This is a genomic window from Streptomyces cellostaticus (assembly GCF_023630175.1).
Classification (GTDB): Bacteria; Actinomycetota; Actinomycetes; order Streptomycetales; family Streptomycetaceae; genus Streptomyces; species Streptomyces cellostaticus_A.
The window spans coordinates 22,943-38,522 of the sequence record NZ_JALLIN010000035.1 but is presented as its reverse complement, the minus strand read 5'-3'; the positions used below and the strand labels follow the sequence as shown (position 1 = coordinate 38,522).

General features: G+C 72.3%; 16 protein-coding genes. 6 read left to right on the top strand and 10 right to left on the bottom strand.

What is annotated here, in order from left to right; translation table 11 throughout:
* The first annotated feature begins 20 nt into the window (after positions 1-20).
* The 4 genes from yczE to MXD57_RS21990 all read left to right on the top strand — a co-directional run bounded on the left by yczE (position 21) and on the right by MXD57_RS21990 (position 3,485).
* Positions 21-674, top strand: a complete 654-nt coding sequence (gene yczE, locus MXD57_RS22005; RefSeq protein ID WP_250403471.1) for a membrane protein YczE — start codon at positions 21-23, stop codon at positions 672-674.
* The gene (locus MXD57_RS22000; protein WP_250403470.1) at positions 671-1,447 is read left to right on the top strand and encodes a glycerophosphodiester phosphodiesterase; all 777 of its coding nucleotides are present in this window, start codon (positions 671-673) and stop codon (positions 1,445-1,447) included. Before yczE ends, MXD57_RS22000 begins: the two co-directional genes overlap by 4 nt.
* 61 nt (positions 1,448-1,508) lie before the next feature.
* A complete protein-coding gene (locus MXD57_RS21995) occupies positions 1,509-2,855 on the top strand; it encodes an MFS transporter (protein WP_250403469.1) in 1,347 nt (448 codons plus the stop codon).
* A gap of 255 nt (positions 2,856-3,110) precedes the next feature.
* Positions 3,111-3,485, top strand: a complete 375-nt coding sequence (locus tag MXD57_RS21990) for an RNA polymerase-binding protein RbpA (RefSeq protein ID WP_003977404.1) — start codon at positions 3,111-3,113, stop codon at positions 3,483-3,485.
* Positions 3,486-3,591: 106 nt separating this feature from the next.
* On the opposite strand, the gene fxsA is transcribed toward MXD57_RS21990, so the two are convergent.
* The 4 genes from fxsA to MXD57_RS21970 all read right to left on the bottom strand — a co-directional run bounded on the left by fxsA (position 3,592) and on the right by MXD57_RS21970 (position 7,649).
* The gene (fxsA, locus tag MXD57_RS21985) at positions 3,592-4,143 is read right to left on the bottom strand and encodes an FxsA family membrane protein (RefSeq protein WP_250403468.1); all 552 of its coding nucleotides are present in this window, start codon (positions 4,141-4,143) and stop codon (positions 3,592-3,594) included.
* Between the two features lie 55 nt (positions 4,144-4,198).
* Positions 4,199-5,017 (bottom strand): polyprenol monophosphomannose synthase, encoded by an 819-nt coding sequence (locus MXD57_RS21980; protein ID WP_250403467.1) that lies wholly within the window; start codon positions 5,015-5,017, stop codon positions 4,199-4,201.
* 534 nt (positions 5,018-5,551) lie between these two features.
* Positions 5,552-7,156, bottom strand: coding sequence for an amidohydrolase (locus MXD57_RS21975; RefSeq protein ID WP_250403466.1), 1,605 nt, complete (start codon positions 7,154-7,156; stop codon positions 5,552-5,554).
* Positions 7,157-7,208: 52 nt separating this feature from the next.
* Positions 7,209-7,649, bottom strand: coding sequence for an Lrp/AsnC family transcriptional regulator (locus MXD57_RS21970; protein WP_250403465.1), 441 nt, complete (start codon positions 7,647-7,649; stop codon positions 7,209-7,211).
* 290 nt (positions 7,650-7,939) lie between these two features.
* On the opposite strand from MXD57_RS21970, the gene MXD57_RS21965 reads away from it, so the two are divergent.
* Both MXD57_RS21965 and MXD57_RS21960 read left to right on the top strand, forming a co-directional pair.
* Positions 7,940-8,377, top strand: a complete 438-nt coding sequence (locus MXD57_RS21965) for a hypothetical protein (RefSeq protein WP_250403464.1) — start codon at positions 7,940-7,942, stop codon at positions 8,375-8,377.
* 197 nt (positions 8,378-8,574) lie between these two features.
* Complete coding sequence (locus MXD57_RS21960; protein WP_250403463.1) at positions 8,575-8,817, top strand: hypothetical protein; 243 nt, start codon at positions 8,575-8,577, stop codon at positions 8,815-8,817.
* Here MXD57_RS21960 and MXD57_RS21955 read toward each other — a convergent pair.
* The 6 genes from MXD57_RS21955 to MXD57_RS21930 all read right to left on the bottom strand — a co-directional run bounded on the left by MXD57_RS21955 (position 8,780) and on the right by MXD57_RS21930 (position 15,480).
* The gene (locus MXD57_RS21955; RefSeq protein WP_250403462.1) at positions 8,780-9,952 is read right to left on the bottom strand and encodes an acyl-CoA dehydrogenase; all 1,173 of its coding nucleotides are present in this window, start codon (positions 9,950-9,952) and stop codon (positions 8,780-8,782) included. The genes MXD57_RS21960 and MXD57_RS21955 overlap by 38 nt on opposite strands.
* 419 nt (positions 9,953-10,371) lie before the next feature.
* Positions 10,372-11,025, bottom strand: coding sequence for a TetR/AcrR family transcriptional regulator (locus tag MXD57_RS21950; protein ID WP_250403461.1), 654 nt, complete (start codon positions 11,023-11,025; stop codon positions 10,372-10,374).
* An 85-nt stretch (positions 11,026-11,110) separates the two neighbouring features.
* Complete coding sequence (locus tag MXD57_RS21945) at positions 11,111-11,251, bottom strand: SCO1431 family membrane protein (protein ID WP_250403460.1); 141 nt, start codon at positions 11,249-11,251, stop codon at positions 11,111-11,113.
* A 108-nt stretch (positions 11,252-11,359) separates the two neighbouring features.
* Positions 11,360-12,727 (bottom strand): peptidase C39 family protein, encoded by a 1,368-nt coding sequence (locus MXD57_RS21940; RefSeq protein ID WP_250403459.1) that lies wholly within the window; start codon positions 12,725-12,727, stop codon positions 11,360-11,362.
* Between the two features lie 214 nt (positions 12,728-12,941).
* On the bottom strand, positions 12,942-14,483 hold the full coding sequence (locus MXD57_RS21935) for an amino acid permease (RefSeq protein WP_250403458.1): 1,542 nt from the start codon (positions 14,481-14,483) through the stop codon (positions 12,942-12,944).
* A gap of 40 nt (positions 14,484-14,523) precedes the next feature.
* A complete protein-coding gene (locus MXD57_RS21930; protein WP_250403502.1) occupies positions 14,524-15,480 on the bottom strand; it encodes a hypothetical protein in 957 nt (318 codons plus the stop codon).
* Between the last annotated feature and the right edge of the window lie 100 nt (positions 15,481-15,580).

Below are 15,580 nucleotides of genomic sequence, written 5' to 3'. Positions count from 1 at the left end.
ACCACCCAGGGGGGTATGTCGTGTCCACCTCCGACCGTCTCGGTCGTCGGCTGATCCGGTTGTACGCGGGCCTCGCGCTCTACGGCGCGAGTTCGGCACTGCTCGTGGCGGCGGACCTGGGCCTCGAGCCCTGGAACGTGCTGCACCAGGGCCTCGCCGAACTCACCGGACTGACCATCGGCGTGGTGTCGATCGCCGTGGGGGCGCTGGTGCTGCTGCTGTGGATCCCGCTGCGCCAGCGGCCGGGCCTCGGCACGGTGTCCAACGTCTTCGTGGTCGGCCTCGCCATGGACGGCACCCTCGCCCTCCTGCCCGAGGCGCACGCTCTCGCCGTACGCGTCCCGCTGCTCGTGGCGGGCGTCGTGCTCAACGGCGCGGCGACCGGCCTGTACATCGCGGCGCGTTTCGGCCCCGGCCCGCGCGACGGGCTGATGACGGGGCTGCACCTGCGCACCGGCCGCTCGGTCCGGCTGATGCGGACGACGGTCGAGGTCGTCGTGGTGGTCACCGGATTCGCCCTCGGTGGCACCGTCGGGATCGGGACCGTGCTCTACGCGGTGGCCATCGGCCCGCTGGCGCAGTGGTTCCTGAAGGTGTTCGCCGCCCCGGCGGCACCGGGCGGCAGCACCGTCGTTGCCGGGATGACACCCCATGGGGCGATACTGCGTCCGTGACCCTCACGACGCCGCCCCCGCGCCACCCGTACCTGGACCATCCCGGCCCGATACCCTTCGCCCACCGCGGCGGGGCGGCCGACGGGCTGGAGAACACCGCGGCCCAGTTCCGGCGCGCCGTCGAGCTGGGCTACCGGTACATCGAGACCGACGTGCACGCGACCGCGGACGGCAGGCTCGTCGCCTTCCACGACTCGACGCTGGACCGGGTCACCGACGGCGCGGGCCGCATCGCCGACCTGCCGTGGCGGGACGTCCGGCAGGCGCGTGTGGCGGGGCGGGAGCCGGTGCCGCTCTTCGAGGAGCTGCTGGAGACCTTCCCCGGGGCCCGCTGGAACGTGGACGTCAAGGCGGAACCGGCGCTGCGGCCCCTGCTGGAGCTGATCGAGCGCGCGGACGCCTGGGACCGGGTGTGCGTGGGCTCGTTCTCCGAGGCCCGGGTGCTGCGGGCGCAGCGGCTGGCGGGGCCGCGGCTGGCCACGTCCTTCGGCACCCGCGGAGTGCTCAGCCTGCGGCTGCGCTCCTGGGGGCTGCCGGCCGCGGTGCGCCGGTCGGCGGTGGCGGCCCAGGTGCCTCAGGCCCAGTCCGGCGTCCCGGTGGTGGACCACCGCTTCGTGCGCGCAGCCCACGCGCGCGGGCTGCAGGTGCACGTGTGGACGGTCAACGAACCGGAGCGGATGCACCGGCTGCTGGACCTCGGCGTCGATGGCATCATGACCGATCACATCGACACGTTGCGCAAGGTCATGGAGGACCGCGGCGTCTGGGTCTGAGCGATCCGGCACCCGGGACCCCGCCTTCGCACGGCACTACGGCGGGGAAGCGAGGGCACGGGTGGGCACCGACACCGTGCGGGCGGGGACGGCGGGCGAAGCCGCCGGACGACGGCGCGAGCAGCGGGGCTGGTACTTCTACGACTGGGCGTGCTCGGTCTATTCGACCAGCGTCCTGACCGTGTTCCTCGGCCCGTACCTCACCTCGGTCGCCGGGAACGCGGCCGACGCCGACGGCTATGTGCACCCCCTCGGCGTCCCGGTACGGGCGGGCTCCTTCTTCGCCTACTCGGTGTCACTGTCGGTGATCCTCGCGGTCGTGGTGATGCCCCTGGTGGGCAGCGCGGCGGATCGCACGGGCCGCAAGAAGCCGCTGCTCGGGGCGGCGGCGTACACCGGGGCCGCCGCCACCGCGGGCATGTTCTTCCTCGACGGCGACCGGTACCTGCTCGGCGGAGCGCTCCTCATCGTGGCCAACGCCGCGCAGTCCGTGGCGATGATGCTCTACAACTCGTACCTGCCGCAGATCGCGCCGCCCGCCGAGCGCGACGCGGTCTCCTCACGCGGCTGGGCCTTCGGCTACGCGGCCGGGTCCCTGGTGCTCGTCGCGAACCTGGTCCTGTACTCGGCGCACGCCTCCTTCGGGCTGACCGAGACGGCCGCCGTCCGCGTCTGCCTCGCCTCGGCCGGACTGTGGTGGGGCGCCTTCACGCTCGTACCGCTGCGCCGGCTGCGCGACCGGCGCACACGGGCGGAGGGCGTCGCGGCCTCCGGCCCGCGACAGCTCGCGGAGACGTTCAGGGACATGCGCCGGCACCCGCTGACGCTGGCCTTCCTGCTGGCGTACCTCGTCTACAACGACGGCATCCAGACGGTGATCTCCCAGGCCTCCGTCTACGGCTCCGAGGAGCTGGGCCTCGGGCAGTCCACGCTGATCACGGCGGTGCTGCTGGTCCAGGTACTGGCCGTGGCCGGAGCGCTCGCGATGGGGTGGCTGGCGCGGCGCCACGGGGCCAAGCGGACCGTCCTCGGCTCGCTGGTCGCCTGGACTGCGACGCTGGGGGCCGGGTACTTCCTGCCCGCCGGGGCCCCGGTGTGGTTCTTCGTGCTGGCCGCCGGCATCGGGCTGGTGCTCGGCGGCAGCCAGGCGCTGTCCCGGTCACTCTTCTCCCACCTGGTGCCGGCCGGCAAGGAGGCGGAGTACTTCTCCGCCTACGAGATGAGCGACCGCGGGATGAGCTGGCTCGGCCCGCTGCTGTTCGGCGTCACCTACCAGGTCACCGGGAGCTACCGCTCGGCGATCATCTCCCTGGTGGCCTTCTTCGTCATCGGGTTCGTCCTGCTCGCGAGGGTTCCGGTGCGGCGTGCGATCGAGAATGCGGGCAACCCGGTACCGGACACGATTTAGCACTCGACACGAAAGGGCGGTAGTGTACGCGTTTGGCCTGCCAGGCGTACCGTTACTGCGCGTCAAAGATGCCGAAACGCCGGGTGACATCTGCTAGCAGATGTGACAAACCGGGCGCCTGTGGGTAGAACAAGGGGCGGCTACGACGGCGACGCATGACCCGGAACGGGAATCTTTACCGCCGACCGGACGTTGACCGGATGACGACGACAGCGACACCTGTCCTGTGGGCGACAAGCCCGGGAGGCACGATTCATGAGTGAGCGAGCTCTTCGCGGTACGCGCCTCGTAGTGACCAGCTACGAGACGGACCGCGGCATCGACCTGGCTCCGCGCCAGGCCGTGGAGTACGCATGCGAGAAGGGGCACCGGTTCGAGATGCCCTTCTCGGTCGAGGCGGAGATCCCGCCGGAGTGGGAGTGCAAGGTCTGCGGGGCCCAGGCACTCCTGGTGGACGGCGACGGCCCTGAAGAGAAGAAGGCCAAGCCCGCGCGTACCCATTGGGACATGCTGATGGAGCGGCGCACCCGTGAGGAGCTCGAAGAGGTCCTCGAGGAGCGCCTGGCGGTTCTGCGCTCGGGGGCGATGAACATCGCGGTTCACCCCAGGGACAGCCGCAAGAGCGCATAACGCGCGACGACACGAACAACCGCGGGCGCCGTACGTGATCCACGTACGGCGCCCGCGGTTTCGTGCTGCCGCGAAGCGGCGGCCCGAACGGCCGCGCCCGGGGGCCTCAGCGGGAAAGCGGAGGGCGCGGGCCGCTGGGCTCGGAAGTGTCCTCCCTGATGACCTCACCCTGCACCACCTTGCCGTCGGGGCGGTGCATGCGGGCCTGCTGGAAGACGTCACCCAGGCTGCCGGGAGCGACCCGGCGGAGCCTGCGGTCGAGCGTGCGCTCGGTCCAGCGGCTCACGGCCCCCTGGACCGGCGGGAGCAGCAGGAGCAGTCCGGCCGCGTCGGAGATCAGGCCCGGGACCATCAGCAGCAGACCGCCGAGCATCAGCAGGCCGTTGCCGCCGCCGCGGGCCGGCGAACCGCCCCGCTGCAGTGCTTCGTTGAGGTTCCGGAAGGCGCGTCGCCCCGCCCGCTTGATGATCACCGAGCCGGCGACGACGCCCGCCACCAGGAGCAGGAACACGGTGGGACCGCCCGCCGCGCCCGCGACCCTGGTCAGCAGCCAGACCTCCAGCACCAGCCACACGGCGATCCCCAGCGGCAGATACCTGCGCAGCCGGGATCGGCGGGGCCGGGTGGCGGACGGAGAGGTGGGAACGCCGGTCGTCATGCTCCCAGTGTGCCTGGCCGCGGCTCAGCACGGGATAAGCGGGCCCGCGGGACGGTCAGCGGGAGCCGTGCGGCCGGGGCCGGTCCTGCCCGGCCTTGCCGGTGACCTTGCCCACCCGGTCCCCGACACCCCAGGCGGTGACCCGCCACAGTGCCTCCACCACGATGTTGCGGCTCATCTTGGAGTCGCCGAGTTCGCGCTCGACGAAGGTGATGGGCACCTCGACCACGTGGTACCCGGCCTTGACCGCGCGCCGGGCCAGGTCGACCTGGAAGCAGTAGCCCTGCGAGGCGACGTCGTCCAGGCCGAGGCCCTCGAGGGTCTCGCGGCGGAAGGCGCGGTAGCCGCCGGTGATGTCGCGCAGCGGCAGGTCGAGGGCGAGGCGGGAGTAGAGGCTGCCGCCGCGGGAGATGAACTCGCGGGACCTGGGCCAGTTCACCACCCGGCCGCCGGGCACCCAGCGCGAGCCGAGCACCAGGTCGGCGCCCTTGAGCGCGGTCAGCAGCCGGGGCAGCTCCTCGGGCTGGTGCGAGCCGTCGGCGTCCATCTCGACCAGCACGCCGTAGCCGTGGTCCATGCCCCACCTGAAGCCGGCCAGGTAGGCGGCGCCCAGGCCCTCCTTGCCCTTGCGGTGCAGCACCTGGACGTGGTCGTCCTCGGCGGCCAGCTCGTCCGCCAGCTTGCCCGTGCCGTCGGGGCTGTTGTCGTCCGCCACCAGGACGTGCGCCTCGGGGACGGCCTTGCGCACCCGGCCGACGATGGACTTGATGTTCTCCGCCTCGTTGTAGGTCGGGATGATCACCAAGGCCGTGCCGAGCGGACCGAACTGCCTCCCCTGGGCCTTGGCCGCGAGGGTCCCGTCGCCGTCGTTCACTGCTGCCCCTTCATGTCGTACGCAGGCGTCCACCATAATGGCCGCGGCCTGCGATGACGCGACGGCACGGTCGTACGGTGGTGTTGTTTCCACAAGCGTGGGGTAAGGATGTGCTTTTCGGCATTCGCGTTCCGCTGCGGATGGGGGCCCGGCGCCCTTCGGGCCGACCTGGGACCCGCTGGCTGCGGGTCGACCGAAAGCCGTTGTCTACTGAGCGACCGGGCCCCACCCGGGTCACACCTTGCCGACCGGCCGGAGCGTTCCCCCGTCGGCGCGGGCGCTGAGCCTGGCTGCCAGTGACGGTGCCCGGTGCTGCACACCGTCCCTGACCCAGCGGCGCTGCGACGAATGGCCGAACACTCCACGGTCGGGCGTCCGGTGGTGGACTCGGCCGAACCTACCGGCCCCCGGCCGCCGACTGTCAACAGGCCCCTGACCTGCACGGACGTACCACCTGTCGAGGTGAGCCCAGAGGATGCGCAGGTAGGGCGAGCCTGTGGCACCCCCGCAGCGCCGTCGCGCCACCCCGGGAGATCACTCGCCCGGCCGTACGAACACCGTCCGTCCGCCGACCACGGTGCGCAGGCAGCGCGGCAGCTCGCCACCGGGGCTCAGATCGGGCAGGCCGGGGGTGCCGGAGCGGGGATCGGTGGACCAGCGGGCCACCCGGTCGTCGGGGGCCTGGACGACCAGCTCACCGGTGTGCCAGACGGCGTAGTCCGCGGGTGCGCCGGGCACCAGGACCCCGGCGTCGTCGCGGCCGATGGCCCGCCAGCCGCCGCGGGTGTGCGCGGTGAACGCGGCGCGTACGGACACCCGGTGCTCACGCGTGCGGTGGAACGCCGCGGCCCGGACCGTGCCCCAGGGGTCGAGCGGGGTCACCGGGCTGTCGGAGCCGAACGCCAGCGGGACCCCGGACCGCAGCAGGGCGGCGAAGGGATTGAGGGTGCGGGCCCGCTCGGCACCCAGGCGCCGGGCGTACATGCCGTCCTCGCCGCCCCAGAGCGCGTCGAAGGCGGGCTGCACGGAGGCGATCAGACCCAGCTCGGCGAAGGCGGCCACGGCCTCGGGGGAGAGCATCTCGGCGTGCTCGACGCGGTGCCGGGCCGCGCGGACCCGGGCGAGGCCCACCTTCTCGGCGGCCGCGCGCACGCCGTCCACGACCGCGGTCACCGCGGCGTCGCCGATGGCGTGGAAGCCCGCCTGGAGTCCGGCCTCGGTGCAGGCGACGACATGGGCGGCGACGGCGTCCGCGTCCAGGTAGGCGGTACCGGTGTGCCCGGCGTCGGCGTACGGCTGGTGCAGGCAGGCGGTGTGCGAGCCGAGGGCGCCGTCCACGAAGAGGTCGCCGGCGGCGCCGAGCGCGCCCAGTTCGCGGGCCCTGTCGACGTTCTGCTCGGCCCAGTAGCCGATCACGCGCGGCCCGGGCGCCTCGGCCGCGAGCCGCAGCAGGGCGGTGAAGTCGTCCTCGGAGGAGATCTGCGGGCCGCCGCACTCGTGCACCGAGCCGATACCGAGGGAGGCGGCGTGGGCGAGCGCGGTGCGCTGCGCCTCGGCCCGCTGGACCGGGGTGACGGCGGCCAGGGCGGCCGCACGCACGGCGTGGTGGGCGTCGGCGGTCAGCGGACCGTCCTCGCGGGTGACGTCGCCCGGGACCAGGTCCAGCAGGGCGGTGGTGACGACGGCCGAGTGCACGTCGACGCGGGACAGGTAGAGCGGGCGGCCGCCGGTGGCCGCGTCCAGTTCCGCGCGCGTCGGCGGCCGGCCGCCGGGCCAGCGGGCGGCGTCCCAGCCGTGGCCGAGCAGAACCCGGTCGCCGGGCCGGGCGGCGGCGAAGTCGCGCACCCGGTCCAGGGCCGCCTCCAGGGAGGGCGCACCGGACAGGTCGAGGCCGGTCAGCGCGAGGCCGGTGGCGGTGGTGTGCACATGGGCGTCGGTGAAGGCGGGGGTGACCAGGGCGCCGTCGAGGTCGACCACCTCGTCCACGCCGTCGGCGAAGGCGTCGGCGGCGCCCTCGGAGCCGACCCAGGCGACCTGGCCCCGCTCCACCACCATGGCGGTGGCGAAGGGATCGGCGGGGCTGTGGACCTCGCCGCGGCGCAGGAGGACGGTCTTGGGGTCGGCGGACAGCTCACTCATGCCCCACAGTCTCTCGCGCGCCCGGGGCGGGCGCGGCACCGGGGCGGCCGGCTCAGATCCTCGGAGGGCGCGCCTCGTACGGCGTGGACAGCACCACGGTGGTGCGCGTGGAGACCCCGGCCAGGCTGCGTACCCGGGCCAGCAGCTCCTCCAGCTCGTGCGGGGTGGCCACACGCACCTTGAGGATGTAGTTCTCGTCGCCTGCCACGCTGTGGCAGGCCTCGATCTCGGGGACGCCGCCGAGGCGCTCCGCGATGTCGTCCGGGGCGCTGGGGTCGAACGGCTTCACCGAGATGAACGCGGTCATCGGCAGCCCCACGGCCTCGGGGTCGACGACCGCGGCGTAGCCGCGGATGACCCCGCGCTGTTCGAGCCGGCGCACCCGCTGGTGCACGGCCGACGTCGACAGGCCCGTGGCCTTGCCCAGGTCTGTGTAGCTCATCCGCCCGTCCTTGACGAGCAGCTGCACGATCTGACGGTCCAGCTCCTCCATGGCGCCAAAACCTACAGTGCGCGTGATCTCCTCGGATACCTGGGCAGCGCTGGTCGTGCCCGGTTCCCGGGGTGCGCGCGGGCCGTGGCCGGGACGGCGGGTCGCGGACCGGCGGACGACGGGGGACAAAAGCACCGCACCGGAACACACGCGCAAGCCGTGTGACGAAGACCACAGCACCCGGACGGCCTCCGTGATGCTCCCGTGATTACCCCCCGGACGTGGCGGGAAGTGCTTGCTGTGGTCGAGGCCGCAGTGCCGTCACGGCCCAGCCTTAGGGGGAGAATCCCATGCAGAGTGTCAAGCGCCCAGGTCGATCCGCGTCCACGCGGCGGCAGCCGGTCGTCGAGCCCGTGCCGGAGGGTGTCGAACCCGACGCCGACCAGGCCGACGAACTCGACGCCTACGACACCTTCGAGATGTACCGGGTGCTCTGCCCGGACTGCGCACAGCCGATCGCGCTGCTGGCGGGCGAGGAGTTCCTGCCGGAGCACGCGCTGTGCGCCTCGCCGTGGAACCCGTTCGGCCTCACGGCCTGCACGGGCACCGGCCGCGCCGCGACGGAGGCCCGCCCCGCGGACGAGTCCTTCGCCCCGCAGGAGCAGGACACCGCTCTGCTGCTGACGCTCCCCCAGGGCCTGAACTGGCGGACACAGCCCTTCTCGCACGTCGGAGGCCCGGGCTCGCGCCCCATGCGCGTGCGCGCGATGGGCCGCCAGGCGGCCTGAGCCTCCCCACCCGCGCCGGCGTGCCGCCCCACCACCGCGAGCCACCGTGGGGCGGGACGGGCGTGCGCAGACAGCGGCCCCGGAGCCGCCTCGCGCGGGACGGCGCCGCCGTCGGCACGCGGAGGCGGACGCCGGTGAACTGAAGCTCGATTCGGCCGGGCGGTGACCCGCCCGGCCCACGTCGCGTTCTTCCGGGCATGACCGCCTTGCACACGGCCACCGGGCGTCAGCGCCGGATCTTCGTACCGCGCCCCGCAGGATCGGTTCCGCCGTCCGCGCCGCAGGACCCGCCCATCTACCGCGCCCTCATGCGCGCCTGGGCCGACGGGGGCCGCACCCTGCCGGGCCGCCACGACCCGGAGTGGATCAGGCTGGCGGCCCCGACGGTGCGCAGCGGCGAGTTCAGCGACCCTCCGGCCCTGCCACGTGACGGGCGATGACCATCCGCTGGATCTGGTTCGTGCCCTCGACGATCTGCAGCACCTTGGCCTCACGCATGTAGCGCTCGGCCGGGAAGTCGGCGGTGTAGCCGTAGCCGCCGAGTATCTGCACGGCGTCCGTGGTGACCTTCATCGCCGTGTCGGTGCAGTGCAGCTTGGCCATGGCGGCCTGCTTGGCGAACGGCCTGCCCGCGTCGCGCAGCCGGGCGGCGGCGAGGTAGAGCGCCCGGCCGGCCTCGATCTGGGTCGCCATGTCGGCGATCATGAAACGCAGACCCTGGAAGTCACCGATGGGCCGCCCGAACTGCCGGCGCTGGGCGGCGTATCCGACCGCCTCGTCCAGCGCCGCCTGGGCCAGGCCGATGGCGCAGGCCGCGATGCCGAGCCGGCCCGAGTCCAGGGCGGACAGGGCGATGGCGAAACCCTGCCCCTCCTCACCGAGGCGCCGGCTGTCGGGGACGCGGACGCCGTCGAGGTGGACCTGGGCGGTCGGGCTGCCCCTCATGCCCATCTTCCTCTCGGGCACCGCGCCGCTCAGCCCCTCCGCGTCACCGGGCACCAGGAAGGCGGTGATCCCGCGCGGGCCGTCCTCCCCGGTACGGGCCATCACGGTGTAGAAGTCGGCGATGCCGCCGTGGGTGATCCAGGCCTTGGTCCCGGTGATCACCCAGTCGTCGCCCTCTCGCACGGCGCGGGTGCGCAGGGAGGCCGCGTCGGAGCCGGAGGACGGCTCGGAGAGGCAGTAGGCGCCCAGCAGACCGCCACCGAGCATGGCGGGCAGGTGCTCGACCTGCTGCTGCTTGGTCCCGTGGGCGGCGAGTGCGTAGGAGGCGAGGGTGTGGACGCTGACGCCCAGGCCGACGGTCAGGCGGGCCGCGGCCAGTTCCTCCAGGACCTGGAGGTAGACCTCGTAGGGCTGGTCGCCGCCGCCGTACTCGGCGTCGTACGGCAGGCCCAGCAGGCCCGTCTCCGAGAGCAGGGTGAAGACCTCGCGGGGGAAGCGCCCGGCGTCCTCCTCCTCGGCCGCCCTCGGCGCGATCTCGCGCTGCGCCAGCTCCCGGACGAGTGCGAGCAGGTCCCTCGCCTCTTCCGTCGGCAGTTGACGCTCCACCGGCTGCGGGTCGCGGTCGGACATGGCGTCGGTCTCCTCCCTGTTCGGGCACACGGGGCGGATGTGCGCCGTGGGTGAGGCGGCTCCGCCTGATCGTTCCGGTTCCGGCCGAGGCGCCCGCTTCCGGGTCTCGGAAGCTGCTGACCAGCGGCTGTGTGCCGTGAGTATGCCCGATCAGCGACCTCCCGTCACCAGTTAACGACCGCTTACTCCAAGAATCCAGCCGAAGCGTTATCCGCCCCCCGGGCTGGTCCACACCATTGAGCCATTGGTCCAGTCCTCTTCTCGCGCATGACGGCGCCCCTTGCCATGTCCATGCCAATCCGCCGATCGAGCCGGGGCCACGGCGCGGACGGTGAGCCGATCGGGACGATCGACCGGCCCGTCGCATCAGGGGCGCTCGGGCGTGGAGCGCGGGACCCCGGGCTCCCGCCGCGTGCCCGCTACGTGGCGCGGCGCGCGGGGGGCGGTGCCGGGTGGGACGGATCCATCTCCTCGACCGCGCGCAGCACTCCGCCGAGGGTCTTCACCAGCAGGTCGCGCATGGTGTCCCGGGACAGTTCGGGGCAGTCGATCCAGTCCAGGGTGGCGCCCTCCACGCTGCACACCCAGGAGAGCAGGCCCATGCGGGCCAGCGGGGCGATGTCCCGGCGGCCGTAGGCCCCTTCCGCGATCGTGGCGACGATGGCCTCGCGGACACCGTCCCGGATGGCGTGCACCTCGGTGTCGAAGCCGACCCCGCCGCTGACGATGGTCCGGTAGGCGGCCTGGTGGTGCTCGGCGAAGCGCAGGTAGGTGTCGATGGTGCGGTGGACGCGGTCCACGGCGGGCAGTTCGAGGCCGCTCGCGGCGAAGTCGACCAGGTCGGCGACGGAGGCGTGGATGATCGCCAGGTAGTAGCCGCGCTTGGACTGGAAGTAGTAGTAGATCAGGCCCTTGGCGACGTGCGCCTGCCGGGCGATGTCGTCCATGGACAGCGCGTCGTAGGACGTGTCGGCGAACAACTTCCGTCCGATGGCGATGAGTTCGGCGCGACGCGCCTCGGAACGCTCGGTGCCGCGCGTCCGGGGGCGGACGGCGGCACTCTGTGGACGCATCTTCACTTTCGACCCTGGTCTAGGAGGTCGGCGGGACATCCGCAGTATGTCAGAACATGCCGGCCCGGCGCGGGGCCGGGCCGGTTCAGAGCAGACCGACGCGGGTCACCAGCATCGCGACCACCACGACGAGCACCCAGCCCATGATGTGCTCGAGGATCTCCGGGCGGTCCTCCTCGGGGCCGCCGGTGCCGACGCGGACGGCGGTGGCCTGGTGTGCGGTCATGGTGCTCTCACAGGGGTCGGACGTACGAAGCGGAATCCCCCCACCCGTTCGTCCACCTTGCCACCCGCGACGGCCCTCGCGGCGGAGACGTTGCTCACACGGTCCGGGTCAGCACACCCCCACCGCGGCGAGCGCCTTGCTCTGACGCGCGGTCGGCCGGGCCGGGAAGTAGAGGTAGCAGACCCCGCCCGTGCCGCTTCTGACCTTTCCGTTCGCGTCGTACCGCTTGGTCCTGAGCCAGATGTTCTCGAACTCCCGCCGCCGGTACACCCGCCGTACCGCCTCGTCGCTCGGCGAGGCGGGGTCGTTGGCGATCACGTCGCCGTCGGCGGTGAAGCCGATCACGGTCATGAGGTGGCCGGAGGTGCCGTATCCGGCACCGGTCAGCTCGGTCGCGAGGAAGGACTGCGACGTTATGGCCGGAATGCCGGCCGCCACCAGGGTCTCCAGGTCGGTGAGCGAGGCCAGCCGGGTGACCACTGCCTGGATACCGTCGAACGTGGCCGCGTAGGCGGCGTTGAACGGCCAGTTGCCGCAGCCCTCGTACTGGTGGTCGTACGTGTACCGGGCCGCGTGGTCCACCTGGGGGTCGGCGTAGGACGGGTCGACCCAGGAGAGCTGCTCGGCGGTGAGCCGGCCGCCCCAGTACTCGATGATCATCTGCGAGGAGGTGGGGCTGCACCAGGCCTCGCCCCCGTTGTCGTACTGCGGGTACTGGCCCTTGTGGATCTCCTGCGAGTAGCGCGGGACGGCCAGTTCGCCGGAGAGGGCGGGGGCGGACGCGGGGACGGTGAAACGGTCGGGGATGTCGGAGCCCATGGCGCCGAGCCGCCAGACGGTCGGTGTGAGGCGGGTGCCGGGCGTGCGGTAGAGCGTGAGGCGCAGCCGGTAGGAGGCCAGGCGCAGACCGGTGCTCGCGTCGTCGACGGCGAAGGTGTCGGTCCAGATCGTGCTTCTGCCGTCGGTCTGGTCGTCCACCGAGGTGCGCTTGATGTCCTGGTCGCCGGCGGCCCAGCGGCCCATCACGTACCAGGGGGTGTCCGTGCCGTCGGAGTACGTGCCGCGCAGCTCGACCTGGAGCCAGGTGCCCTCGGGGGTGTGCGCGTTCCAGGAGGCGACGACCTCCGTCGCGGGCACGGCGAGCCGGTGGACCGGGGAGGTCCACCTGGCGTATTCCCAGGTGGCCGTTCGGCCGGTGTGCGGGTCGGTGTAGTCGGTGCGGCCGGCGGCGGCCCCGATCTCGGCCCCGGGGCGGAGGCCCGGAACGGCCCGGACGCCCTCGGTGGTACCGCCGCGCCAGTCACTGTACGAGGTCCATGCGTGGTAGTCGACGGGACGGCCCGGCGCGACGGCGGTGCCGGGACCGGCGGACGCCGACGCGGTGGCCGCGGCCGCGGGCATGGTTCCCGAGGCGACCGCGGCGACGACCGCGGCGGCGAGAACGGTTCTGCGGGAGGGCTGCTGGGCTCTGCTCATGGGCGCGGTTACCCCCAGGGGTCCGGGTCGGGGCCGGTGCGGTTGGTGCGCCAACTATGAACGGAGACGCCATGCCCCTGCCAGCACTTCCGCCGTACGGCGCGCCACCAATATTGGTCTGGAACAGTGGCGGGACCTGCGGGAGTGCCGGACGGCGCGCCGCGGCCCCGGCGCGGGCGGTGTGCCGTGCGCCGGGGCCGTGCCGTTCGGCGGGTCAGATGAGGTCCATCGCGGCGACCTCGTCGGGGCGGCCGTAGCTGACCGGCCCCTGGAAGCGGCGCCGGGCGGTGGCGAACCACCAGAGCGTGGCCACGAGGAGGACGACGGCCAGCGCGATCGGCGCGTAGTTGAAGGAGCCGGCGGTGATGGGCGAGGCCTGCGGCAGCATGAACAGCACACTGCTGAGCAGGATCCAGGTCACCGCGACCCAGCCGATCGGCCGGCCCCAGCGGCCCAGGTGCCAGGGACCGGGCTGGAAATCGTCGCCCAGCCGCAGCCGCAGGAACACCGGCACCGCGTAGGCCAGGAACAGCCCGACCACGTTGACACTCACGATGGCGGTGAACGCCGTGTGCGACCACCAGCCCGGGACGACCAGGGCGAGCGAGCAGCCCACCGCGAGCCACACCGCCTTGACCGGCGTCCGGGTGCGCAGCGAGACCGTGTGCCACCACCGGGAGCCGGGCATGGCGCCGTCCCGGGAGAAGGCGAAGATCTGCCGGGTGTTGCTGGTGAGGTTGGCCAGACCGCAGAAGAGCATGGCACCGATGACGATGAGCAGCATCACCTTGGCGGTGCCGAGGCCGAGGCCGTCGATGAGAATCCGGACGGGTGGCGCGGCCGAACCGGCCACCTCGCCGTAGTCGCCAATGCTGTAGACCAGTGCGAGCATCAGGATCAGACCGGTGATCGCCGAATAACCGATGGCCCTGGTGATGCCCTTGGGCGCGTTGACCGTCGCCCGGACCGTTTCCTCGGACATGTGGAAGCTGCCGTCGAAGCCGGTGAAGGTCCAGCTCGTCACCAGCAGACCGAGCATGCCGCCGTAAAGTCCGTTGGTGAAGCCGGTGTTGTTCTCGAAATGCGTCACGAAGGACGCGGACTGATGATGGTCGGGCATCACGATGAGTGCGGCCACGATCACCACGAGTCCGACCAGCAGCCACCACACGGAAATGCGGTTCAGCACGGCGACGAGCTGGACGGTGAAGGTGTTGGCGAGCCCCTGCAGCACGACGATCACTGCCGTGATCAGGACCGTCTGGTGCGCGGTCGGCCGGTACGAGGTCCACTGCAGGGCGACGAAGGCCTGGATGAACGTGGCCGCCGCGTACCCGGTGGCGGCGGTGCCGCCGATCTGGCCCACGAAGTTCAGCCAGCCGGTGAACCAGGACCAGGCGCCCTTGTGACGCTTGGCCAGTTTGCCCGCCGAGAAGTACAGCGCACCACTCGTCGGATACGCCGACGCGACCTCCGCCATCGCCGCACCGATGAACAGCACCATGATGGAGACGCCGATCCAGCCGAACACGAGAATGCGGGGCCCACCCGCGTTCATGCCGAATCCGAAGGACGAGAAGATACCCGAGAGGATATTGATGATGGTGAACGAGATCGCGAAATTGTCGAACGCCTTGAAGCGACGGGTGAGTTTCCGCGGATAACCCATCGCGTGCAGGGTCGCGTCGTCGTCGAGCACGACCGCGTCCGCTCCCCCGCGGGCGTTCACCCGTGGAGTCGATATCCGTTCCGACACAGATCGACCTTTCTTTGGTGGGGGGTGGAGCAGGTGCGGGTCAGGCGGGTCCCGGGACGGGCAGACCGCAGCCGCGCCGGGCCCGGGAGAGCTGTTCGGCGGGCTCGCCGAAGGCGCTCCAGGGCATGCGCGAGGCGTACGGGCCCATCGCCGTGAACACCGCCCGGGCCTCGAACCCGCACTGGGCCATGACCAGCGCGTGCGCGAGGTAGGCCAGGTCGAGCACCGGGGTGAAGCGATAGCCGGCCACGGAGGGCAGCCAGTTGTGGTAGACCGCGAGCGCGGTGGAGCGCCACTGGGGCTGCTCCCAGACCCGGTCGGCGAGCAACTGGGTCGGGTTGTAGCTCTCGACCAGGGCGACCAGCGGCAGCAGCCGCAGGGGGGAGTCCGCGGGCGCGCGCTGGCTGAGGAAGGCGGCCACGTCCCAGGCAGCGTTGACCGAGCCGCCGTAGCGGGTGAAGAAGCAGGACAGGAAGCGGTGGTGGCCCTCGCGGTGCCACGGGTCCAGGGACAGGACGTGCGCGAACAACCGCCATGGGCCGGGCGGTGCGGTGAGCAGACCCTGCGGGGCCGGATCGCGCAGCCGGTGCAGCCGGGCCATGGTGAGCTTGGCGACCCAGGGAGTGGGGTCACCGGGGGTCAGCGCGGCGGCCCGGTCGCAGGCGGTGAGCGCTATCCGCTCCAGCGCCTCGGCCCGTTCGTCGCGCGAGTCCGCGGCGCGCATCGCCCGCTGCACGGCCACCCGGGCCCACAGCAGTGCCGCCTCGGGTGTGGGTTCCTCGGCCAGCCAGCGTTCCACGAGGTCGGTGCCGGCCGCCTCGGAGGCCAGCACGAGCGAGCGGTGGGCGCGCAGGGCGAAGTCGGAACGCGTCTCGGCGAGGGCCTCGCCGGCGCTTCGATATCGGCCGGCGCGCACATCGACGCATACGCGCGCCAGGACGCGGTCGTCGGCCGCCGGATGCCACACATACTGCCCTTCGAATAACTCCGCGGCCATGTTCTCCTGTCCGTCCCCGTTGTGATGCGCCGCACTCACGCAGGAGGCACCTTACTCAGCGGTCGGTGCGCCTGGCACGCAGAATTTCGCATATCGGTCA

What these genes read in the sequence shown, in the direction of transcription:
- MXD57_RS21965 (WP_250403464.1), top strand. Translation starts at nt 7,940, where the DNA reads ATGCAGAGTGTCAAGCGCCCAGGTCGATCCGCGTCCACGCGGCGGCAG.
- MXD57_RS21930 (WP_250403502.1), bottom strand. Translation starts at nt 15,480, where the DNA reads ATGGCCGCGGAGTTATTCGAAGGGCAGTATGTGTGGCATCCGGCGGCC.
- fxsA (WP_250403468.1), bottom strand. Translation starts at nt 4,143, where the DNA reads ATGACGACCGGCGTTCCCACCTCTCCGTCCGCCACCCGGCCCCGCCGA.
- MXD57_RS21975 (WP_250403466.1), bottom strand. Translation starts at nt 7,156, where the DNA reads ATGAGTGAGCTGTCCGCCGACCCCAAGACCGTCCTCCTGCGCCGCGGC.
- MXD57_RS21970 (WP_250403465.1), bottom strand. Translation starts at nt 7,649, where the DNA reads ATGGAGGAGCTGGACCGTCAGATCGTGCAGCTGCTCGTCAAGGACGGG.
- MXD57_RS21945 (WP_250403460.1), bottom strand. Translation starts at nt 11,251, where the DNA reads ATGACCGCACACCAGGCCACCGCCGTCCGCGTCGGCACCGGCGGCCCC.
- MXD57_RS21960 (WP_250403463.1), top strand. Translation starts at nt 8,575, where the DNA reads ATGACCGCCTTGCACACGGCCACCGGGCGTCAGCGCCGGATCTTCGTA.
- MXD57_RS21955 (WP_250403462.1), bottom strand. Translation starts at nt 9,952, where the DNA reads ATGTCCGACCGCGACCCGCAGCCGGTGGAGCGTCAACTGCCGACGGAA.
- MXD57_RS21950 (WP_250403461.1), bottom strand. Translation starts at nt 11,025, where the DNA reads ATGCGTCCACAGAGTGCCGCCGTCCGCCCCCGGACGCGCGGCACCGAG.
- MXD57_RS21990 (WP_003977404.1), top strand. Translation starts at nt 3,111, where the DNA reads ATGAGTGAGCGAGCTCTTCGCGGTACGCGCCTCGTAGTGACCAGCTAC.
- MXD57_RS21940 (WP_250403459.1), bottom strand. Translation starts at nt 12,727, where the DNA reads ATGAGCAGAGCCCAGCAGCCCTCCCGCAGAACCGTTCTCGCCGCCGCG.